Here is a 22,819-nt window from a genome sequence, read left to right as displayed (position 1 = left end):
CCGCGCTAGAAGGCCGGTCATGATCTATGCTTCCGGACGTGACTGGCTCGACGCCCCAGACAAGCGCATCATGCTCTTCGGCATGTCGGGCCTCGGCAAGACGCGGCTTTCGAACATCCTCCGCGAGAGCGGTGGCTGGTTTCACTACTCCGTCGATTACCGCATCGGCACTCGCTACATGGGCGAGCATATTGCCGACAATTTTAAACGCGAAGCTATGAAGGTCCCCCTGTTGCGCGAGCTTTTGCTGAGCGACTCGATCTACGTGGCAAGCAACATCACCTTCGACAATCTCGCGCCACTCTCGACCTATCTCGGTAAGCCCGGCGACGCGGATCTTGGCGGGCTGCCTTTCGACGAGTACATGCTGCGTCAGAACCAGCACCGGCAGGCCGAACTTGCCGCGATGGCCGATACCGTTCCCTTCATCGAACGATCCGAACGGATCTACGGGTACCGCAACTTCGTCTGCGACACGTCCGGTTCGATTTGCGAGATCGTCGATCCCGACGATCCCGATGATCCGACCTTGCACCTCGTAAGCAGGAACCTACTGCCGATCTGGCTCAAGGGGGGCGAGGCGCATACCGCCGAACTCGTCCGCCGATTCGATCGTGCCCCGAAGCCCATGTACTACCAGCCGGATTTTCTCGAAACGGCTTGGCGGGACTATCTGGTCGAGACCGACCTGCCCCCTGAGCGGATCCAACCGGACGAATTCGTCCGATGGACCTATGCGCGTGCGCTCGCCCGCCGCCAGCCGCGCTATGCCGCGATGGCCCGGCACGGCGTGACGATCGAGGCCGACGACGTGGCCCGCGTGAACTCTGCAGCCGAGCTTGAGGCGCTCGTCGCGGACCGGATCGACGCCACCGCTTGAGATCGCTTCCGGGCGGGTCTATTTCAGGCCCTCCCCGGTTCTCGGAGCCCTGACCGATCATGCCCATCAAACTTCCCTCGGATCTTCCCGCCTTCAGCGTCCTCAGGAACGAGGGTGTCATGGTCATGGGAGAGGCCGAAGCGATGCGGCAGGATATCCGTCCGCTTAAGATCGGTCTGCTGAACCTCATGCCGATGAAGATCCAGACCGAGAACCAATTCGCCCGGCTGATCGGAGCGGGACCGATCCAGATCGACCTGCGGCTCATCCGCATGTCCGAGCATCAGACCCGCAACACCGCTGTATCGCACATGGAGGCTTTCTACCGGCCCTTCCGCGACGTCCGGAACGAAAAGTTCGACGGTCTCATCATAACCGGCGCGCCGATCGAGCATCTGGATTTCGATCAGGTTTCCTACTGGGACGAGCTGCGCGAGGTCATGGACTGGACGCAGACCAACGTGCACGCGACCTTCGGCGTCTGCTGGGGCGGGATGGCGATGATCAATCATTTCCACGGCGTGCCAAAGCATCTTCTCGGCTCCAAGCTTTTCGGTTGCTATCGGCACCGCAATCTCGACCCGACCTCGCCGTTACTGCGTGGATTCTCGGACGATTGCGTCATTCCGGTGAGCCGCTGGACCGAGATGCGGCAGGAAGATATCGACCGCGCTCCGGGGCTGACCACCCTTCTGGAAAGCGAGGAGGCAGGCCCCGCGCTCGTCGCCGACCCGAGCCACCGCGCGACCTATATCTTCAACCACTTCGAATATGACGACGACACGCTGAAACAGGAATACGACCGCGACGTTGCAGCCGGCATTCCCGTCACGGTCCCAGGAAATTACTACCCGGATGACAACCCGTTGATGCCACCGCTCAACCGGTGGCGGTCACATGCCCATCTTCTATATGGCAACTGGATCAACGAAATTTATCAATCGGTGCCGTATGATGCTTCAGAGATTGGCTGCTAGACTCGCCTTCGCGGGACTTCTCGTCGCCGGTGGCTGCGGAGTCGTCGATCGTCGCGCGGATGCGCGCGAGGAACAGGCAGAGCGGGCATTTCCCCCGATCGGTTCCTTTGTCGAGGTGGCGGGACGGCGTGTCCATTACATTCAGGCGGGATCGGGCCCCGATCTCGTCCTTCTCCACGGGGCGTCCGCCAATCTCAGGGAATTCACCTTCCGCTTCATCGACATGGTCAAGGACCGGTATCGCGTTACGGCCTTCGACCGCCCCGGCCTCGGCTATACCGACGTGAAATCGACATTCGCCGATGCTTGGGAGAACCAGGGCGAACCGCCGCAATCCCAGGCCGCGCTTCTCTCCGAGGCGGCAGAGAAGATCGGGGTCTCGAATCCAATCGTCCTCGGCCATTCGTATGGCGGTGCCGTGGCACTCGCTTGGGGGATCGAGCACGATCCCGCGGCCCTTGTCGTGGTTTCCGGTGCATCCCAACCGTGGGAGGGAGAACTCGGTCCGTTCTACAGTGTCAACGGCTCGCGGGTCGGTGGAACGGTAGCGGTCCCGCTGATCTCAGCCTTCGTGACGCCAGCAATGGTCAAAAGCCGCGTGGCCGATGTCTTCCGTCCGCAGGACGCCCCCAACGGGTATCTCGACTATATCGGCACGCCGCTCGTCCTGCGTCGGGTTTCGTTCCGGGCCAATATCAGGCAGGTCAACACGCTCAGGCCGCAGGTCGTGGCCATGTCCAAGTATTATCCCGACATCACGATTCCGGTCGAGATCGTGCATGGCACTGCCGACGACATCGTTCCGCTCGATGTCCATGCCGAACCGCTTGCGAGGCAATTGCCGAACGCGCGGTTGACGCGGCTCGAAGGGATCGGTCACATGCCGCACCAGGTAGCCCGGGGAGAGGTGGTCGCTGCGATCGACCGCGCCGCAGAGCGCGCCGGATTGCGCTGAGATCCCGATCGCCATAGGTATGTCGGCACCCGCATCGAAGGTTCCCATCATGCCCCTTTGCCGCCGCGCGACGCGCCCCCGGCCTGTCAACGACGATGGCTAAGCGCGGATACCATCACGGAAATCTGGCTCAGGCCCTCGTCAATGCGGCACTCGAACTGATCGAGGAAAAGGGGCCGACGGGATTTACCCTGAGCGAGGCTGCCAAGGCAGCCGGTGTGACGCCGGCTGCGGTCTATCGTCATTTCCAAGGGCGCGAGGACATCATCGCGGAATGCGCCCGCCAAGGCTACGAGATCTTTGCCGAGGAAATGGAACGCGCATACGAGACCGGTCAGCCCTCGGCGCTTGCCTCCTTCGAGGCCACCGGTCGCGCCTATCTCGCCTTCGCGCGGCAGCACCCCGGACATTACGTCGCGATGTTCGAATCCGGGGTGAACGTCCAACGGAATGCCGACCTACACCAGATCGCAACGCGCGCGAATGCCGTTCTCGAACGGGCCGCGGGTGATCTGTCACAGCATATCCCCGCCTCACATCGCCCTCCTGCGCAGATGTTCAGCGCACATATCTGGGCGATGTCACACGGTGTCGTCGAGCTCTTTGCCCGGAATTCTCCGGGGACGAACGTACCCTACCCGCCCGAGGATTTGCTCGAAACGGGAATAGGGATCTATCTTCGCGGCCTCGGATTGCTTGCACCGGACGGCTGAGCGTCTTCTCTTACTTCGAGACGGCGACACTGCTCTCGCGCTCTTCCTCCGGCGGGGCTTTTCGCGCGCGAAAGATCGTCCATCCGTCCTTCAGTCCGGCGATCACGAACAGCATCGCGACAGCGGCGACTGGCAGGACCAGTCCCAGCCACGCAACGTCGGGTTCAACGTCCATGAGGATTTGCGACGCCATGGCGAGGATCGTGCCGCCAGCAAACACGACGAGCCCCTGCCGCCCTAGGAGGCGAAAGGCCGCCGCCCCGCGCGATGCGCAAGCGCGCGTGATCCATGGCAGACAGGACACCACATAAGCCAATGCGAGCATGTGCAGGAACCGCGGAGCCGCCAGATAGGTCTTGTTGTGCGAGACCACGTTGAATGGCACGCCCATCGCGCCAAGCTGCGCCATCTTGTGATTGAGATATATTCCGAGCGCCGGGATGTTCCTCCAGGCGAGCACAAGCACAAGAAATGTAATCGCAGTCCACAAGAGCGGCCGGGATATGGGCACGAGCCGACGACCAGCACGGTGCCTGACGCCGATCACCAGACCCAGAACAAAGATCGCCTGCCAGGCGAAAGGACTGAAGAACCATCCGCCCCCGCCGGGATCGTTCGGGATGTTCCACCTGTTCCATCCACCCGCGAGCCAGAGCGCACCGGACAGGGCCAGCGTCACGAATGGCGCGCGCATCGCCCCCCAAAGCGCGATCGGCGCGAAAAGCAGCAAGACGATGTAGACCGGCAGGATATTGACGTAGCCGATCTGGTAACTCAGCGTCGCCAGCCCCGTCAGAGCCGAGCCGGTTTCGCTGTAGATGAGGCCGAGATTGTGCTGGATACGGAACTCCGACCGGAGGAACGTGTCGGCCGCCCACGCATACATCCCGAGCACGCATATCGTCAAAAACAGCTGGACCAGATAGAGCGTCCAGGCCCGACGCCAGAGTGGCAGGACTGCGGCGCCGATCGTTCCCGCCCCTTGTCGCAGCTTCAGAAAGCCGCCGGAATAGGCGATACCTGCCGCGATCCCGGACATGAGGAAGAATGCCTCGGCCGCGTCGGAAAACCCGAAAGCCCTGAGCGTGAACCGTTCGTAGGGGTTCCCCGGAATGTGGTCGATCACGATCATGATAAGCGCAAGGCCACGGAACACATCGATCCGCGGATCGCGGATGGTGCGTTGCGGCAGCTTCGAGGGAAAGGCGACGATCTTGCGTCGCTCCGTGTCAGGACCGGACGACATCCGAGGCTTTCGTAGAAACTTGGTCAGGCTTATCCGCATGCGCCTCGCGCTTGGCCATCTCCGAACGATAGGCCGCCACGACCGGTGCAGGGTCGATTTCGTCCGGAACACGGAAAAGAGACCTCGCCCGCGGCTGTGACGTCGCCCAGATGAGAATTGGGGCCGCCATCATCGGCACACAGACCGGCAGAAGCCACCAGATCAATGCCGGTGCCAACCAACCGACGGCCGTCGCCACTGCGAGTCCCGTAAGCGCGATCCAGCGTCCCGCGATCCATCCTTCCGCTAGGGTGAGACGACCCTCTCCCCGCTGATTGGCCGGCCAACCACCGTCATGGCCCGAGAGGACCTCGATCACGCTGCGCGACTGGTACATGAGCAGGACCGGCGCGATGAGCGAAGACAGCAAGATTTCCGACAGAACCGACGCGAATGCCCGCGCCGCACCTCCGAAGCACGCCACGCGCCGCGTCGCGACCGCCTCGGCGAAGATCGCGATTTTCGGCAGTAGCAACAGGCCGCCAATCCCAATGCAGAGCGCCACGAATTCGCGTGTGCGATCATCAGGGAAGACAGGGAAGAGCTGGTTCGGCTCTGGGAAGTAATTCGGCAGCGGCGCGGTAATCGTGGCCAATACAGATACGACGAGGAACACGCCCCAGAAGAGGGAGATCAGGTAAGACGCAATGCCCTGAACGAAAACAAATCGGCTCCACTTTCTCAGGTCGGGCACGTTCAGAAGGCGCAGATACTGCAAATTGCCCTGGCACCAGCGACGGTCGCGGCGAACGTGGCTCAGAAGATTGTCGGGGCCCTCTTCGAAGGAACCGGATAGTGTCTCGTCAAGCGTGACACGCCAGCCTCCGCGGGCGAGCAGCGCGGCCTCGACGTAATCGTGGCTCATGATCGTGCCGCCGAATGGCGGGCGACCGGACAGCTCCGGCAAGGCGCAGCATTCGGCGAGTGCGCGAAGCCTGACGATCGCATTGTGGCCCCAGAACGGTCCGGTCCGCCCCTGCATCCGCGCGAGGCCACGCGCGAAGACTGGAGAATGGAATGAGGCCGCGAATTGCATAGCGCGGCCGAAGAGAGACCGCGCTCCGACCACGACCGGCAATGTCTGCAAAAGACCCAAGTCGGGCTCGTCGCGCATGCGCGAGATCAGCGTCGCGATCGTCTGGCCTTCCATCAGGCTATCCGCATCGAGCATGATGGCGAATTCGTAAGCCGCGCCATGTCGGCGAACGAAATCTTCAATGTTTCCGGCCTTCCTTCCGCGGTTATCGGTCCGGTTGCGGTAGAAAAAGCGCTCGGACGCGCCATCACGCTGCCGCAGACGCGCGAATTCGCGGGCTTCGCGTTCGAGCGCAGCCGGATCCCTCGTGTCCGAAAGAACGGCGAAATGCACATCGAGACCTGCGGCGTGGCAGGATGCATCCATGACCGAAATCCGGGTCATCGCCGCAACCGGATCCTCGTTACAGATCGGCAGCAGGACAACGGTCGGCGGCATCGGTCCCGGGCGCGGCGATGCCGCCCGCCCCGCGCGGTGCGGTAACAATCCCACGAAGGATTGCGCGGCACCCCATGAAAGCCAGGCGGTCGTAAGAAGGATCAGCAGAATCGCCGCGAAGTCGAGCGGCTGCAAGCCATCTACCGCGACCGACTGTGCCAGAAGCGCCGCGGCGACGACCGCGCTCAGTAAACTGAAGCCGAGTGCGAGACCGCGACACAATGCTGTGGCCCGGTCATCGCGCACCGATTCAGGCATCGGCACGCCGCTCGAGCAGGCGCGAAAGCAATGGTGCACCGCGCTTGTCGGCGGGCTCCAGAACCTGAAGCCTCATTTCGCGTGGCGCGTCCGCCGGAAGCCATTCGGCCGGATCCGCGACGGGTATATTCCAATCCTCGGGAGTCATTCTGTCTGCCATTGGTACAACCATGTTTCGCTCAGGGGCACATCGTTCGCCCGGAGATCGGCTCGAAGTTCGACTGCCTGCCCCGAGGTCGCGTCGACCTCGAGTACGAGACGCCAAATGTCGGTGCCGTCGATCCGCGACAAGACCGCCTCTGCAATTTCTCCGTTCGTTGCGGATGCCGATGGAGTGACCGCCTCGGGGTCATCGATCTCTCCGAGCGTGCCGCCCTGGAAATCGATGACGAACTTACGGTGACCGTTCGCGTTCGCGACGCCAGACACACCTCCCTCACCGGTCGTCGTCCGAAGAACGCACGCCTTGTCGGATCGTGCTCCGGCAGGGTCCATTCCCCAGTAAAGCCTGTAGTCGAACGACAGTTCGTCACCCGCGCGTGCTTCTGCTTCGGGCACCCAGAAAGCAACGATGTTGTCGTTTACCTCTAGCTCGGAGGGAATTTCGATCAGGCGTACATTGCCTGCCCCCCATTCGCCGACCGGTTCCACGATAAGGGAGGGACGGCGCTCGTAATGCGCTCCGGAATCGAGGTACTGATCGAATTCGCGGCTGCGCTGGACCAGACCGAAGGATTGGGGGTTTCGGGCGGCGAGGTAGGAGTTGGCAAGCCGGGGAGGGTTTGCAAGCTGACGGAAGCTCGTCTGTCCCGCACTTGTCAGGATCAACGCCTCGCTGTCGTGAACGGCGGGGCGGTAATCGTCAAATCCCCCACGATCGGACGGACCGAAGAGATACATCGACGTCAGCGGCGCGATGCCGAGTTGCCGGACATCCTGCCGCATGAAGAGACGTGTGGTGACGTCGATCACGGTCGTCTCGCCAGGCCTAAGAACGAAGCGGAAGGCACCGGTTACGGATGCGCTTTCGAGAGCCGTGTAGAACACGATCTGTTCCGCGCCCGGTGCCGGCCGCTCGAGCCATGCCGCGCTGAACCGGGGAAACTCTTCGTCTCGACCGGTCGCGGTGTTGACGGCAAGACCCCTCGCACTGATCCCATATGTATTACCGCGACCAAGCGCGCGGAAATAGCTCGCCCCGAGGAACGATACGACCTCGTCGTACCGCGAAGGATCGTTGAGCGGGGTGTTGATTCGGAATCCTGCCACGCCCGGAAGCGAGGGGCCGTTCTCACCCGACAGATCCGCGGCCACGCCGGGATCGACGCGGAAATCGTCCAAGGTGAACTCGATCGGCCGCGCGGTTCCGTCCGTCACCTCAAATATCCGGAGCGGCTCGCGGAAGAGCCAGCCCATAGGATAGGCATGCAGCTGGAAGACGGCATCGTCGCCGGCCCAGACGGCCCGGTCGGTGTCGAAGTTTATGCGCCGGTACGCATCGTAATCGAGCGCGGCCCATGGACCTTCGATCGGCGCGGGTGGCTCGTAGGGAGCCTTGGCGGCCTCGCGCATACTGTCTGTCAGCGCGGCGAAGCTGAAGCTTTCGCGCTCATCTGAGGGCGCATCCTGCGCCATGGCAGGAAGCGTGGACATGGCAGGCCAGATCGCAAGGGACGATGCCGTCGCAAGGAAATGCCTTCGGGATAGGGGCGCGGTGCGCTTCTTCATGAATCTACGAACGGTGTGCTGTTTCAATGGGGGTTAAAGTGTGGATCGAGCCGATGAGTTCAAATTTCCGACCGAGAAAACGGCACGAACTTGCCGGTTTGCCATATGGCGGCACGTGGCGTCCCAATATTAGGGCGATTCGCGAATTTCGTATCCCGCCCGGCATCGTATAGATACCAAGCGCGCCATCCTTGCGGATCGACGCGGCGGACGCTTCGCCAATCAAGACATATTTGTCCGGCCACGATCCCGTCTCTCCATCCCGAACGATCGACGCGTCGCGGCACCCGCTTCGGGATCGTGTGCCGGGATCCTCTTATCGGTTGCTGATCGGGTTCGCTAGCGCATCCGTGCGACAGTCTCATTTCGTCGACCGGATGAGCGGGAAACGGACACCCGACCCCGCGAACCGCCGCGCATCTCGAGTGCGGAAGCAAGTAGCGGAACGTTGCCCGACTTCCGAACAGCCTTCTGACCGGCTGGCCTTCAAAGCAAATTCAGTCGCCTCCATGGCCCGCGATGCGAAAGCTGTTCGGGTCGCGCGCTCGCCCCACGGACATACGCACATATCTTGACGCGGCGAGTTGAACTCGCGGCACGGTGGCGCACTTCCGTCTTTCAAACATCAAGGAGCTTCACCATGCTGAGAACGCTTGCCGTCACGTCGATACTTGCAGCAGGCTAGGCAGGTGCCGCGCTCGCGCAGGACGACACGCTTCGCGGTGGCTTGTCCGGGGGGTATTTTCCTTTTACCTTCGTGCGCCAGGACGAGTTGCAGGGCTTCGAGGTCGGCGTGATGAATGCTGTGGGCGGAGAAGCCGGACTCGACATCGCGTTCGAAACGATGACCTTGTCCGGCCTGATCGGCGCACTCGAGGCCGGACGGATCGACACAATCGCCAACCAGATCACGATCACCCCTGAACGCGAAGCGGCGTATGCATTCACGTAGCCCTATGTCATCGACGGCGCGCAGGTTGTGACCCGTGAAGGCAACGACGAGATCGGAAGCGTCGAAGACCTGCGCGGCAAGACTGTGGCGGTTAATCTCGGTTCGAATTTCGAGCAGCTTCTACGCGATCTGCTCTTCGCGGATGAGATTGACATAAGGACTTACGAACTAAATATCGAACAGGACACGGCAGTCGGGCGCGTAGCTGCCTTTGTCATGGATTGCGTCTCGTCCACCCAGGTCATTCAGCAAAGCCCCCTGCCCCTTTCACCATGCCGGCCAGCCGTTCTCCGAAATCCGCAATGCCGTGCCATTCCGTAATGCCGTGCCATTCCGTAACGACGAGGCCAGACGCGCACTCCGCGACCGCGTCGAAGAGGCGCTGAGCACGCTTAAGGAAGACGGCACATTGTCGCAGATTTCCCAGAAGTGGTTCGACAGCGACATCACGATCTCACTTTCGAATTGAACTGAACGATGCGCCCGCTCGACTTCGACTACATGCTGGGGCTGTTGCCCGTCATCCTGGGCTATGTGCCGCTGACTCTGTTCATGGCGGTGGTAGCGATGGTGTTGGCATCGCTCCTTGCCGTCGAGCGTGTGATCCGCGTGCCGGGGCTCGATTGGCTGGTCGTGCTTTTCATCAGCTTCTTTCGGGCCACGCCGCTTCTCGTTCAGCTATTCCTCTTCTATTATGGATTGCCGCAGATGCTTTCCTTCCTAACGAAGATTAACGGCGTGACGGCGGCGATTATGCGGCTGACGCGGCATTTCTCTGCCTACATGGCCGAGGCGATCAGGGCCGCCATTAGCGGCGTTGATCGCTCGCAATGGGAGGCCGCCCATTCCATCGGCATGACGCAGGGCCGGATGATGCGCCGCATCGTTTTGCCCCAGGCCGGTCGCATCGCCGCTCTCACGCTCGTCAATTACTTCATCGACATGATCAAGGGAACGTCGCTGGCCTTTACGCTTGGCGTAGCCGAGGTGATGGGCGCGACCCAGAAGGAGGCGTGTGGCAACTTCCTCTACTTCAAGGCGTTCCTCGTTGTGGCGATCCTCTACTGGGTCACCGTCGAGACATTGAACCAGGGCCAGAAGCAACTTGAGCTTGGCCTCAACAGGGCCTATGCGCGATGATAGCGGTGCACGGCCTTACCAAGCGCTTCGGCGAGACAACGGTACTCGGCGGGATCAACCTCGACATCTCCGAAGGCGAACTCGTAGTCGTCATTGGCCCCTCTGGGACGGGCAAATTCACGCTCTTGCGCTGCCTTAACTTCCTCGATCGTCCCGACGCGGGCAAGATCGCGGTAGGCGAGGTATAGATCGACGCGGCCCGTGCCGGTCGTCGCTAGATCCTCTCCCTGCAGCGCGCGACCTCGTTCGTATTCCAGAATTACGCGCTCTTCGCCAACATGACAGCGAAGCAGAACATCATGGAGGCCCTCGTGACCGTACAGGGCCACCCCAAGGCTGACGCGGAACGTCGGGCGCTCGACGGGACTAGCCGACAAGGCCGACAGCTATCCCGCGGCGCTGTCGGGCGGGCAGCAACAGCGCGTCGGGATCGGCCGGACGATGGCGATCGGCGCGAACCTGATGCTCTTCGACGAGCCGACTTCGGCGCTCGATCTCAAATGGGTGGGCGAGGTTCTGGACCTCATGCGGCGCGTCGCCGAGCGCCGCCAGACGATGCTGATCGTCACCCACGAGATGCAATTCGCCCGTGAGATTGCCGACCGTATTCTCTTTATGGAGGGCGGCCGCATCGTCGAGCAGGGTCCGCCTGAGGCAATTCTCAACGTGCCCTAGGACGATCGTCTCCGCCGGTTCCCGCGCCTTGTCGGCTGATCGCGCGACGAGCGTGGTAGCATCACACTTTTCTACGGGAAGAAAACCGGAATGCGAACTGCATATCAGGTGAATGGTGGTTGTGATTCAGCCCTTATACGGCATTCGGTTTATTTTTCGGTAGAAAGCAGATTTATTTGGTCCCGCAGTTTAATCGTCAGCCTAGTACTATAGCTTTGTCGGCAACCGCGTTCCAATGGAGCCGAGAATTGAAACCCTAATCGGCGGATCGCTGCCTTGGGATCGAACGGCTTTGTTGCGCAAAGGCTGGGGTGAGGGATTCATCTTGCGAACCAGCATAGTAGCTGGGCCGCATGAGCAGACCAACCCCGCCGAGCTACAAGACCAAGAACTTGCCAACCTGCGATGAAGCGCTGAAGCAGCGTGGCTCCCTGACCATCTGGTTCGATCCGGACATGGCCTGGGTGCCTCCGCCGACCGGCAAGCGAGGCAGACAGCCGTTATATTGCGACGCCGCAATTCAGATATGCCTCACGATGAGGGTGCTCTTCGGCATAGCCCTTCGGCAGAAGACCGGGTTCGTTGAAACCTTCTTACAACTGGTCGGGCTTACCTGGACGGTGCCTTCTTTCAGTACGCTGAGCAAGCGTCAGAAGACCTTGGCCGTGGCCATTCCCGACCGTGGCTCTCAAGGCCCGTTGAACATGTTGATCGACAATGAGGCATTGACCGCCATTGGTCCAAGGACAATGCCGAATGGCATCAAGGCCGAAGGTGAAGGCGAGTGGCACGCCCTCAAGCATGGTGGCGCGAAGCGCCGTCTCTGGCGCAAGATCCACATCGGCGTCGACGAGCACACACTGGAAATTCGGGCCATCCACTGCCCGACAGGCAATTTTCAAAGCAAATCTGCCGAGAGGGAGGTCACCGGTAGCATCGTTGCTGATGCGCCCATGCTGCCCGAACTGCTCGGCCAGATCCCTGCTGACGTGGAGATCGGGTCGGTCACCGCGAACGGTGCCCACGATACCCGCAGATGCCACGACGCGGTCGCGGACCGGGGCGCAAACGCCGTGATACCGCCGCACAAGAACGCCAAGCCATGGAAGCCATCGCCCGGAACGGGCCCTGCGCGCGTCGAAATACCTTGGCCGCGCCATCTGGCGAAAATGGAGCGGATACCACCGCCGAAGCCGCGCCGAGACGAAGATGCATTGCGTGAAGCTGCTGGGGCAGAGCCTCATGGCACGCGACTTCGATTCCCAAGTCGCGGATCTCAAGGTCCGCGCCGCCGTGCTGAACGGTTACACCGCGCTCGGCATACCCATCACCGAGCCTGTAGGATAAGTGCGTCGGGGGAAAGGGGATGTTCGCCATTCACGCCATTTGCGCAACAGAGCCGGGATCTACAAAACCGAAAATACTTTAAAAATACAGGCCCATATGTCCCGGTAAAGCGGACAAGGAACGCAATGCATATCACTGGCTCACAAGCTAAGTGGAAGATTTCGCCATCGACGGCCCAGCATGATTCGCTCTCTTGCAGCCCGAACCGGGTTGTAATTGTCTGCTTTGACCTCAACCCAGTCTATCCTACTCACAATTGCAGTTCGGGCCGGAACTGATTATCCGGCCTTATGTCGCTCGACAGACTTGCCGGTAGACCTTCTACCCCCGCGAATTACCTAACTGATTATCTTACGGTTGTATTTAATCCCACAACACATCCGTACATAGTAATTTACTATAACGCTAGTTAGCTGTTGACCAACAGATCAACTCAAAGTCTATAAAATGTAACCGATTGCATTTTACAATGATTATTGAGCCAATCTGTGTCCAACCATGACAGTACCAGCGCTCACCTTGAGCGAAAAGTAAACAAAAGAGTCGAATGGCTAGACTTAGCACGAGGTGCAACAATTATCTTGGTTGTATTTCTACATTCCTCGCATACTGCATCCGTTATTGGTCCTATCAACGAAACTGTTAGGTGGCTGAATACAAACCTTTTACTAGACTTAAGAATGCCTCTGTTCTTTTTCTGCTCAGGGGTTTTAGGTTATTGGGGTTTGAGGAAGCCTTGGAGAACGGTCGCCGTAAGCCGGTTTAGGGTCCTTATTTGGATTATATTTGCCTGGACGCTAATAAGTTTTGGACTTGAACGCCTGATCGATTTATATCCACAGTATGATGGCTTGCATCATTGGAGTCGACTTTTTTGGGACCCCATAAGCAATCTATGGTTCGTATATGCCATTTTAATCATTTCACTCATAATACGTTTAGTATCGAGCTTTCGGCGAAGGCATCAGGTCTCCATTGTTGCGGGAATCAACATCGGTTTAATGATACTGGTTCAGTTCGGACCTACTGTTATCGCAAACTCTTTCGTTCAGCAGTTACCTGACTACGCACTTCTAAGCTTCTTCACTGGATATCTTTTCGCACCAAATGTTGTCTCATCTCTTGAAAGACTTCGGAATGCATTCGTTTCATTTGGGATTGGGGTAACGTGCTGGTTCGCGGTAAATCTGATTGACACCTTAATCGCAACCACTAATGTGAATCTTATCAGGTTCATCTATTCGATCCCCATGATCTTTATGGCACTCGGTCTCGCGAGGTTGATCTGCGAATGGACATGGGGAGCAAATAAACTTAGCTGGCTAGGTAAGCGTACCCTGGAGGTATTTCTATTTCACCAGATATTTATTGCCGTTGGCTTTGCGATGCTGGTAGAATTAGGCATCACGTCCGGAACTCTTGCGCTGTTTTTCATTTCAGGCTTTGCACTTTGCGGATCCATACTTGCCGAACGAATAACTAAATATCTTGGACTATCTATTCTTTTTCAACCCCCGGCGATTCAAGGTTGGGCGAGAAAGTTCTCTCTACAACTTAAATCTCACGAAGCAAGATAGGCTGTCGCTCGACAAATGAAACGTAAGATTTCTCCAGTCTGCGCGGTCCGCGATCAGTCTTCGCATTTAATGTTTCCGTCCATTTCTAACGGATTACTACCCCAGCACTGACGCTTAACGGGCCGTGGGGTCCCGTTTGCTTGTAGCGAAAGTGCGCTTTCCCCCCTTCGACCACCGAGAAGATCCAGATCCCAGCCCGAAGACCAATCACCGGATCCAAGTCCCTACCGGCCCGCCAAAAACCACAATAAATTCTGTCAGATCAATGCCGATGTGCCCCACGAATTCGGACAAGAATGGCAATTTATATTAACGGCTTGCAAGCCGGGTGGACCACGTCGCGATCCGCGGTGCAGTATGACCCTCGAGAACACCGACGCCGGAAACGGCGGTTACTGCCCGCGCACAGGACGCCATTGCTGACGCGTGCGAGCACTCGCGGCACCAAGAGTCTGTACGCCCCGCCGAAGAGCGTCGCCCGTCCCTCTCGGCTCGTTTGTGGCGCAAGGTGTGGGTACGCGATGACAACCGCAATCGCGTGCAGGACAAGGGCGACGCCGATTATGAGCGCATCCAAGCGGCACAGCGGCGCTAGCGCGGGGAGGATCGGTATTGGCATTGTTGCAGAACTCACGCTTGAGGCATGACTTCCCCTTCCCCCGCTGAGGTTATGCGACGCGAACGATCTCGGCAGTGCCGAGGGCATTGAAGCGGTTCATGAGTGCGACGCGAATGTGGATCTCGGCGGTTTGGCGGTCAGGGTCTCTTGCGGCTATGCGTTCGCCGAATGCTTTGAGGCATCGCATTTTCGCCTCCACGCGGCTGCGTGCGTGGTATCCGGTCCAGTACTTCCAGAATGCTCTGCCGTAATGCTTCGTGGCGCGCAGCGTCTCGTTCCGCGCCTTCGCTGCCGGGCCGTCTTCCTTCCAGGCGCGCCCGTTTCTCCGGATCGGGATGATCGGTGTGGCTTGCCGGTCGGCGATAGCAGCATGGCAGCGACGTGTGTCGTAGGCACCGTCGGCGGTCACCGTGCCGATCTGCTCGTCCTCGGGGATCTGGCCGAGTAGCTCGGGTAGGATCGGGCTGTCGCCATCGCGGCTTGGAGTGAACTCGACGGCCCGGATGTCGGAAGTGGCCGTATCCATGGCGAGATGCACCTTGCGCCACTGACGACGGCCTTGGGCGCCATGCTTGCGCGCCTGCCACTCACCGTCGCCGAGGAACTTGATGCCCGTGCTATCCACGAGCAAGTTGAGCGGGCCATCGGAGCAGCGATACGGGATCTGGACCGCCAAGGTCTTTTGCCTGCGGCACAGGGTGCTGAAGTCGGGGACGGACCAGTTCAGCCCCGCCAACCGGAGCAGGCTGGCCACCATACCGGCGGTCTGTCGCAAGGGCAGCTTGAAGAGAACTTTGACCGACAGACAAAACTGGATAGCGGCATCTGAGAAGACGGGTGGACGTCCGAGCCGACCTTTATGCGGCGCCAGCCAAGCCATCTCCCGGTCTATCCAGATCAGCATTGAGCCGCGCTTGCGCAAGGCAGCGTTGTAGCTGGACCAGTTCGTCGTGCGGTAGCGGGCGGGGGAAGGCTTGCTCATGCAGCCCGTCTAACCAACTGGATTCACGCTGTGAATCGCCCGCAGACAGAGTTCTGCAACAACGCCCCTCCACGCTGTCGTTCTCGAGCCGAGCACGCAGTGTTGCCTTCAGTGAGAACCGTAGGGCATCTTCATCCGCCAGCGCTTTCAAAGATCTACGCCGACGCTCGGCCACCATGTAGAACAGCCGCTCGGAGAACTCCGAGACCTTCTCTCGACGCCTTGCCGATACCATGCTGTATGGGTTGCTGGCTTTCGCGAGGGCCTCGCCGCGCGCTTCGCCGAGGTGCAGACGGGCGAGTTCGTCGACCGTTTCGGAAACGAAGCGCACGCCATTCAGGCTCGCAAGGCAAATCGCTTCCTGCACGTCCTGAGGCGCATCTCGCAGCCGCCGCATGACGACCTTGAAGATGTCCTGGGTCTCGGTCAGCGCCTCGGCAAGACCTTCCTCGGTCAGTGCCGCCTGCGGATCGAAATCCTCGAAAAAGTCTTCGTTCTCCCGTAGGAAGGCGATGATCTGTTCGAGGTGACGCGGGTTGCCACCTGCGTGGTCGAGCAAGGCTGCTGCCTGCTCCGGCAGGAGCCCCGGAAAGGCATCCTGTAACGCCTCTGACAAGTCCGGGACGACCGGCAGATCGATCTCGAGGGTGTTCTTGGCAGTCAGAAAGCCACCTGGCAGACCAGCCGCCGGGCCATTGTCCGCCTGCGTTCGCGCGCGCCCGTGATGCAGAATGCCTGCGAAGGATCGCTCGTTCTTCATGAACTCCGGCGCAAGGTCACGCCTCCAATGCGTGACCAGAATCAAGACCGGCCAGGACTGCGTCATGGCGGAATGCAGCAAGCGCTCCGCGAATACCGCCAGACCCGGATCACCAGTCGAAAACTGTGCGTCGTCGATCAAGATCACGCCCGGTGTCTTTGCGTAGGTATAGGACCGCGGATTGAAGATGCTCTCGAGATCTTCCATCACCGCGTCGACACGGCTCATCGACCGCTTGCCCGCCTCTTCGCGTGCGCCGCCGCCGGATGACCCGAGGGTGCCTCGGAGAATACCCACCGTTTTCAGCAGACCTTCACCGACCGAGATTACGGTGTCGTATCCGCTCCAACTGGCAGCTTCGCCCTTTGCGACATTACGCCAGACATCGAAAAGAGCTTTCCCGGACTGCATCATCCGTGCGCGCATCGTCAGAGCGACGAGATGCGGGGCGAGGAACTTGTCGTAGGTTGCAATCGCATCGCCGGCGATGCCGTTCTCGACCGTCTTGTCAGATGCCCTCAGTCCCCACCACAGATATGGGATCGGCACGTCGTAGCGGCACTCATCGGGATCAGGATTGACGTCGATACTGCGGCCGAGGAGTTCGACACCGTCGGGCCAGTAGCCCTCGCGTCCGACCCCATCCACGGTCTCGCTGAGCCAGCGATAGAACTTCAGCGCCAGCCGGGTCTTCCCCACCCCGCGTTCGGCCTTCAGGATAACGAGCTGTGGTTCCGGCGCCTCGACCTTGCTCGCACGATGCCAGCGGTCGACGATCTGCGCCATCTCATCGGCGCGGCCACAAAATCGCATGAAGGAGTTTCCCCAAGATACCCGTCGATCCTATCTTCCCAGCGTAGGAAGAGACGAAAAGGCTTGGCAAGGCTGAATGCACGCGAAAGACGCGCTGCACCTAATTTGGTATTGGCGAATCCAATTCGCGCTGGGGAGGACTGCCCAAAATCAGCAATTTCAGCGCCTTACAGGATCTTAGACAAAATTCAGGCTCTATGCTTTCCAATGGTTTAGTTAGGCCGATGTCTAATCATCCGGGGCATGAAAGCAGTCAAGGCTTATCTGGACCATGACGAGAGTTCGATCGCAGACTGTCGGTGCCATGGCCAAGGATCGCGGAGGCCTCGCCAGCCTCAGTTCGCGTGACCGCGAAGGGCGCATTGAGTTTAACGCTTGCCCCGACGGGTCGAGAGATGACACCTTTCTTACGTCTGGAATCTTCGGTCATGACCTCGTTCGAAATCGCCTTCCTTTCGCTCTACGTGGTCTCAAGTGTTATCGGCCTCGTTTTCGTAGCCTACGTGCTGCGAGTCTACGTGCGCAAAAGGCCACACGATCCTGAGGCCGTGGACCGACTGATTGCAATTGTGCAGAGTAAGAAGAGTTCTCAAGAAGCTTCTGAGCACGTCACGCAAGGTCGCGAGAGACTTGCCGATGACGGCCAAAAAAGCCCACGGGATGTCAGCCCGCGGCGACCGTAGCCGCTCGACTTGCAACCGAATTCGTACGCATTCGCCCCAGTCCGACCAATGGAATCTGGCACGCCGAAGGCCCGTTCCCGGCCCATCGCGGACTTTTGCAAGTCCTTCAAATGCTATGCCCCAGCTTCCCCGAAGCGGACTTCGAGATGGGGAACGAGTTGTGACCGCAGGTGGTCACGGGTGCCACCGCTCTGACAACTGCGCCTGCTGATCTTCCCGCTCGGCATCGCGGTCGAAGCTCTTGGCGATTTCCTCCAGCATGGCGGCAACGCGGGGATGTGAATTACAGCATCGCGTGCTCAGGGTACGGTACCGCTTCGCGAGCTCTCGTTCTTGGGCGCCTCCGTCGTAAGGACCGCGGCTCGTCACGCCGCGGGCGTTGTGAACGGCCAACCACATAGCCTCGCGCAGCTGCGCGGCCGACGGCTGGTCCAAGACGTCAAAAACGACCTCGGGCAGCCAATCGTCGAAGCCCCGCAGCTTGGCCACGCGGGCGAGGCAGTCGGCGAGGCGCACGCAAGCTACGCCCAGACGGCCGTGTTCCGTGGCCAATTCTCTCATGCGCGCAAACCAGTTGCGAAATTCGTCTCCGTCGAACGCGCCATCAGGGCGGGTGCCGGGAATCTGGGACCAACTCGCCAGTACATGGTAGGCTGTCGTCGCACGCATCTCTCTCTGATCGGGATCGATCACGTCGAATTCCGGCTCCGGCAGATCGTCGTTGCGCGGATACGCCCATCGCAAGAGCCCAACGTATTCCGACGGGTCCGCCATCATCAGACGGTGCATTGCCCACGCTGGTCGGCCCGAGCCGGCACCGTAGTTCTCCAAGAGCTTCGCGAATGGCCATTCGAGACTGGCGATCTGGGTGTCGGAGACGTTCGGCGCGTCGTCGAGCAACTTGAACACGTTCTCCAGCTCGTGGCGTTGAGGGATGGGACCGTCGGGTTCATCGCCACGCAGAATGGCTTCCAAGATCTCCAACCAAGTTTCCGGCGCGAGTGCATCCACCTCGTAGTGGGTAGCCGAAAAAGCGGAGCGGGCGCGTCCTGCCTCGAGGAGACGGCGAGCAACGAACTTGCCCTCGGCCGCCCCATCCTCCCGAAAAAGGGTAATGCTTGCCGTAGCCCAGTACTCCATACGCACAGGTCCGCCGATCCGCTCGGCGAGGCGCCATCCCGCGCGAGCATTCGGAAGCACCCGCCCGAGTCGTCGGCGGGAAGCCTCTGTTGCGAGTTGATCGCCGTCCTCGAGCGATGAGACGATGCGGGCCAACCGTTCCTCATCGTCCGGGATGAAGAGTATCTGCGCCAAGAACTGATTGCTCCGATCACTCTCATTGTCTTCCAGCGCCAAGGCCGCCCAGTTGACCTTGTGGTCATCCGGCGCGTCGTATCCCGCGAGCGTCCGCGCTACGACGGTCGGATCATCGAAACTAAGCGCAAAGGGATACAGGGCGTTCCGGCCATGCCCCGCTTCTATCTCCTCCAAGGCGTCACGGCGGCGGGTCTCGACCCTTGCCTCCCGCTCGCGCCAATCGATTCGACCTTCGATCTCATCGTCGTCGAGCTGAACCCAGCCGACATGGTGGTTCTCGAAGAGCCAGCGGTGCCGCTCGCGAGGATCGACAGGACGGACCGAGGCCGTCATGCGCTTCAGAGCCTCGCCCGTCGTTTCTACATGCGCGACCCCCTCTGGGTCGTCCCCTACGCGGCGGAGCGCGAACCGCAATCGGCTCTGTGCCGAGTGGAGAACCTTGGCCATCGCCGCCCGCGCCCCGTCATTCGCCGCTTCGGCCCAGCGCCCTACCTCAGCCGCAAGCCGCACAAGGTCGTCGGGGTGGAGGTTTTCGCAGACCTCGAGGACCCTCCCCAACTCTGCCTCCGCCAGCGGCGCGAGGTCGAGCATCAGCCCGCTTGCGACCCGCTGCGCGATCCAGCAGTCCCGATTGGTGCCCCACCTTGGCGCTTCCACCGCGTTCGGCCAACGGGGCATCGCCGTGCGGCTGCCCGAGCGTTGTCTGGAAGGCAGAAGCGAGGCGCAGACCCCGATGGCCGCCAAACGGTGACGAGGTGCGATCCGCTGTAGCACATCCATCCGCGCCTCTACGTCCAGCAGCGTAGAGGGCAGCCAGTCCCTGAACAGCGCAGCTGCTGTATTCGGAGCGGTATTCGCGTAGTTGTCCTCCGCCTCGAAAGTGCAGAGCCGCAGCACGATCTCGGCTGCACGCGCGAAGTGCTGCGGCGACCAAGCGAGCGCCTCGAGCGACCACAGCAGTTCGGTCCGCAGACACTCTTGGGAGAGGCCCGGCGTACCGACGCAGCGCATGATCGCTGAGATCGGTTGGGCGGGACGGTCCAAATCTGCCTCGACGCAATCCAGGAATGCATGAGGTGCAGCTTCGGCCAAGGCCCGGAGGTGCGGCCGAATGCTGATCCAAGCGTCTGGGGTCATGTCGGACATCAGGTCGCGAACGAGGCGGTCGATCCGGCCGCGCAGATCGATCTGGAGCCTGTCGCCGCAGATGACATTCCCGAATGCCGAGAGAATGCCAAGCGTATCGCCTAAGCCCGAGAGGAGCGCACCGGAGTAGGTTCGCGACTTGCCGTGGATGTTGGCGCACCACCACTGATCCTCGGGCAGGTCCAGCTTCGGATCGCGTTCGCCCACGGCGTCAGCGACCAGCACGAAGAACCGATCGAGGTCCGCTCGCTCAACGTGCCTGCCGATCGCGAACAAGGCATCAACTTGAGAGACAGTGGTCGTGACGGCGCCGATCCTTACAAGCGGGGCGTCCTCTCCTTGCGAGAGCGTTGCGGATGCGCGGATAGCTTCTGCCTCAGATGTCTCGCCCAATAGGGACAAGAAGGAAGCGTCATCGTACGTTTTGCCATCGACCCAGCCGCCCACGAGGGCGTGGGGGATCAGGAGGCGGGCTTTCGAAGGTTTCGAAGACCAGTGCGGCTGCCGGACAGCGGGATCATCTGCCAAGCGTCGCCGAAGAACCGTTACGGAATGGCCTACTTCAAGCGCCCGGCTCCGCGCTGTATCCTCTGGCAGTCCCATCTTTTCGAGGGCTGTGCGAAAGGCGTCGGCACCAACATGGCGCAGTTCGAGCGGCTCCCGCTCAGGCACCTCGCCGCGAGCCATCGGGCGGATGACTTGAAACCGGTCCCGGTCAAACGCCGCCGGGCTCTCCCCGCCGGGGAGGTCGAGGACTAAAATGGGCTTCGCGCCGATCCCCGCGCCGGGCACAGCCTCGGGCGAGGTCACGATCGTCATCCGGTCAAGAAGATCGACAGCATCCGCTTCCAGCAGCGCCGCGATGCAGAACGCGACGGCTTCCTGCCTGCCGTCGGCGACGACGGGGACTATGCGGTCACCGGCGCGCAGCTTCTCCACCAATGTATCTCGCTGTGCGCTGCGTCCTCCCGCAACGAGACCAACGGAGATGTTCGGCGTGGCAGCGCTGGCCCATCCCCGAAACCAGTCCTCCGGCGTGGCCAAGCCATGTTGAGTGAACCCGAGCTGTTCTGCCAGCCAGAGACGCGTAGTTGGTGCTTCGTCGAGCCAAGTCTCGAGATCGACCGCATCCCAAGCAAGCACCCCACCCCATTCGCCTCGATCGCGCTTCTCCCGCAGCCAAGCGGCCTTGCCGGACCACCGACGTGGTGTGACGAAGGCGAAATGGCTCGTGTGCCGAACCTCCGCAGCGACTTCTGCGGTGCGCTTGTCGTAGTCACCGTTAGCCTTAGCGCTTGGGTTTTGATTACACCCCATTTCCCAGAGAGCGGTGCCCTTAGGCACCCAGAGCGTTGCCAGATCTGCCATCGTCTCTCCATCCAAGCCGGGCAACGCGATAGCATCGTTTCCGGGAAACCGAATGGAGGTGAGCGTCGGGGTCGTTTCGCGGATGATCTTGCGTACGAGAACAGGAAGTAGCGCTCTGGCCTCGGTTCGGTCGGCCCACTGCCTAATATCCACCTCTTTGATCATGCTTCGTTCCCTTATTCACTTCAAGCAGTTGGGTGCGCATCGTTCTCGTTCAAGCCTCCTTCGTCCACTTACAGAAACTCAAAGGTTCCGAATACTTCACCTCCACGGACATGACCTCGCCGGAAAGAGCATTGTCACACCCGCGGCGAACTTTCCGCATCCGCCCATGCCGAATAATGCGCTCTTATCGGATCTGTTGGCCCTCGACAGAGCGTCAAATTTTCGGTTTCCGCGATCCGCGATCACCGGGCAATCTGCATGTGTGAAGTAGGCTAAAACTGATAGACCAAGGGGGTTTACGCAACGCGTTTTGAGGAGGAACCGCGTGGAACCAGTTCCTTCCAATGGAACACCTCGCGCCTTCAAGTCTCGATCTAAACACTCCCGTCACCAAGACCCTTTCACCAGCGGACTACGTGCGGCTTCTTCATACGCCTGGTTCCGTCGGCAAGACTTCGATCATGGTAAAGGCTTGCCGAGACCGGATCTTTACGAAGACCTACTCGGTCGAGGATGCGCCGCAATGGATCGAACCCTTGCTCGACCACGACGCCTACATCACGTTGCATCGCTTCCACGGACCACGCTCAGAACATCGACTTGCAGCTCTCAACGGCCTCTTCCTCGATCTCGACATTGATCGCGTTCCGAGTCGACTGGCGGACACAGGTCGTTGGGCTTCCGCAATCAGTGCCAGGGCTTCTGAATTTGGCCTGCCGGAACCGAGTATCCTGCTGTTCACCGGGCGAGGGCTGGGAGCGATCTGGCTGATCGATGAGATGCCGGCCCGAGCGCTACCTCGCTGGCAAGCAGCGCAAGATGCCCTGATCGCGCTTTTCCGTGCCTACGGTGCAGACCCGTCGTGCCGGGACGCCGCTCGTGTCACGCGTCTGCCCGGGTCGATCAATTCGAAGAGCGGGAAGGAGGCCGCAGTTATCGGCGGCTCCCTGAGACGTTACTGCTTCGACGCATTGGCAGATGCGATTTATCTTGCCGCAGGACGAC

At 60.4% G+C, this 22,819-nt stretch carries 13 protein-coding genes and 3 pseudogenes; 9 read left to right on the top strand and 7 right to left on the bottom strand.

The genetic code is table 11. The features are described 5' to 3' along the window. Positions 1–19 precede the first annotated feature (19 nt). The 4 genes from RVY76_RS02795 (at position 20) to RVY76_RS02780 (ending at position 3,525) form a co-directional block, all read left to right on the top strand. A complete protein-coding gene (locus RVY76_RS02795) occupies positions 20–880 on the top strand; it encodes an ATPase (RefSeq protein WP_317375688.1) in 861 nt (286 codons plus the stop codon). Between the two features lie 59 nt (positions 881–939). Beyond that, positions 940–1,857 carry a homoserine O-acetyltransferase/O-succinyltransferase family protein gene (gene metA / locus RVY76_RS02790; RefSeq protein ID WP_317375687.1) on the top strand — a complete coding sequence of 306 codons (918 nt, stop codon included), beginning with the start codon at positions 940–942 and terminating at the stop codon, positions 1,855–1,857. Beyond that, on the top strand, positions 1,847–2,812 hold the full coding sequence (locus RVY76_RS02785) for an alpha/beta hydrolase (protein ID WP_317375685.1): 966 nt from the start codon (positions 1,847–1,849) through the stop codon (positions 2,810–2,812). Before metA ends, RVY76_RS02785 begins: the two co-directional genes overlap by 11 nt. 95 nt (positions 2,813–2,907) lie before the next feature. Next, positions 2,908–3,525: a TetR/AcrR family transcriptional regulator gene (locus tag RVY76_RS02780; protein WP_317375684.1), complete on the top strand. Its 618-nt coding sequence runs from the start codon at positions 2,908–2,910 to the stop codon at positions 3,523–3,525. Positions 3,526–3,535: 10 nt separating this feature from the next. Here RVY76_RS02780 and RVY76_RS02775 read toward each other — a convergent pair whose 3' ends face one another. The 4 genes from RVY76_RS02775 to RVY76_RS02760 are packed head-to-tail and all read right to left on the bottom strand — an operon-like array spanning position 3,536 to position 8,195. Beyond that, positions 3,536–4,771, bottom strand: a complete 1,236-nt coding sequence (locus RVY76_RS02775) for an OpgC domain-containing protein (RefSeq protein WP_317375683.1) — start codon at positions 4,769–4,771, stop codon at positions 3,536–3,538. Then, complete coding sequence (mdoH, locus tag RVY76_RS02770; RefSeq protein WP_317375681.1) at positions 4,755–6,542, bottom strand: glucans biosynthesis glucosyltransferase MdoH; 1,788 nt, start codon at positions 6,540–6,542, stop codon at positions 4,755–4,757. Before mdoH ends, RVY76_RS02775 begins: the two co-directional genes overlap by 17 nt. After that, complete coding sequence (locus tag RVY76_RS02765; RefSeq protein ID WP_317375680.1) at positions 6,535–6,702, bottom strand: hypothetical protein; 168 nt, start codon at positions 6,700–6,702, stop codon at positions 6,535–6,537. Before RVY76_RS02765 ends, mdoH begins: the two co-directional genes overlap by 8 nt. Then, positions 6,687–8,195 carry a glucan biosynthesis protein G gene (locus tag RVY76_RS02760; RefSeq protein ID WP_317375679.1) on the bottom strand — a complete coding sequence of 503 codons (1,509 nt, stop codon included), beginning with the start codon at positions 8,193–8,195 and terminating at the stop codon, positions 6,687–6,689. Before RVY76_RS02760 ends, RVY76_RS02765 begins: the two co-directional genes overlap by 16 nt. A 775-nt stretch (positions 8,196–8,970) precedes the next feature. Between RVY76_RS02760 and RVY76_RS02755 the strand changes: the two are divergent. From RVY76_RS02755 to RVY76_RS18650, 5 genes and pseudogenes are all read left to right on the top strand, one after another. Then, positions 8,971–9,691, top strand: a pseudogene (locus RVY76_RS02755) (transporter substrate-binding domain-containing protein); the annotation flags it as partial. An 8-nt stretch (positions 9,692–9,699) separates the two neighbouring features. After that, positions 9,700–10,362, top strand: a complete 663-nt coding sequence (locus tag RVY76_RS02750; RefSeq protein WP_317375678.1) for an amino acid ABC transporter permease — start codon at positions 9,700–9,702, stop codon at positions 10,360–10,362. Beyond that, positions 10,359–11,037: pseudogene (locus tag RVY76_RS02745) on the top strand (amino acid ABC transporter ATP-binding protein). Before RVY76_RS02750 ends, RVY76_RS02745 begins: the two are co-directional and overlap by 4 nt. A gap of 353 nt (positions 11,038–11,390) precedes the next feature. Then, a pseudogene (locus RVY76_RS02740) lies at positions 11,391–12,384 on the top strand (IS5 family transposase). 488 nt (positions 12,385–12,872) lie between these two features. After that, the gene (locus RVY76_RS18650; RefSeq protein ID WP_410796005.1) at positions 12,873–13,961 is read left to right on the top strand and encodes an acyltransferase family protein; all 1,089 of its coding nucleotides are present in this window, start codon (positions 12,873–12,875) and stop codon (positions 13,959–13,961) included. A 668-nt stretch (positions 13,962–14,629) separates the two neighbouring features. Here the strand turns inward: RVY76_RS18650 and RVY76_RS02735 are convergent. The 3 genes from RVY76_RS02735 to RVY76_RS02725 all read right to left on the bottom strand — a co-directional run bounded on the left by RVY76_RS02735 (position 14,630) and on the right by RVY76_RS02725 (position 21,814). After that, positions 14,630–15,502, bottom strand: coding sequence for an IS5 family transposase (locus tag RVY76_RS02735; RefSeq protein ID WP_317376699.1), 873 nt, complete (start codon positions 15,500–15,502; stop codon positions 14,630–14,632). Beyond that, positions 15,438–17,108 carry a hypothetical protein gene (locus RVY76_RS02730; protein WP_317375676.1) on the bottom strand — a complete coding sequence of 557 codons (1,671 nt, stop codon included), beginning with the start codon at positions 17,106–17,108 and terminating at the stop codon, positions 15,438–15,440. Before RVY76_RS02730 ends, RVY76_RS02735 begins: the two co-directional genes overlap by 65 nt. 884 nt (positions 17,109–17,992) lie before the next feature. Then, complete coding sequence (locus RVY76_RS02725; RefSeq protein ID WP_317375674.1) at positions 17,993–21,814, bottom strand: hypothetical protein; 3,822 nt, start codon at positions 21,812–21,814, stop codon at positions 17,993–17,995. Between the last annotated feature and the right edge of the window lie 1,005 nt (positions 21,815–22,819).

This window comes from Palleronia sp. LCG004 (assembly GCF_032931615.1).
GTDB lineage: Bacteria > Pseudomonadota > Alphaproteobacteria > Rhodobacterales > Rhodobacteraceae > Palleronia.
This window is presented reverse-complemented; position numbering and strand designations above follow the sequence as displayed.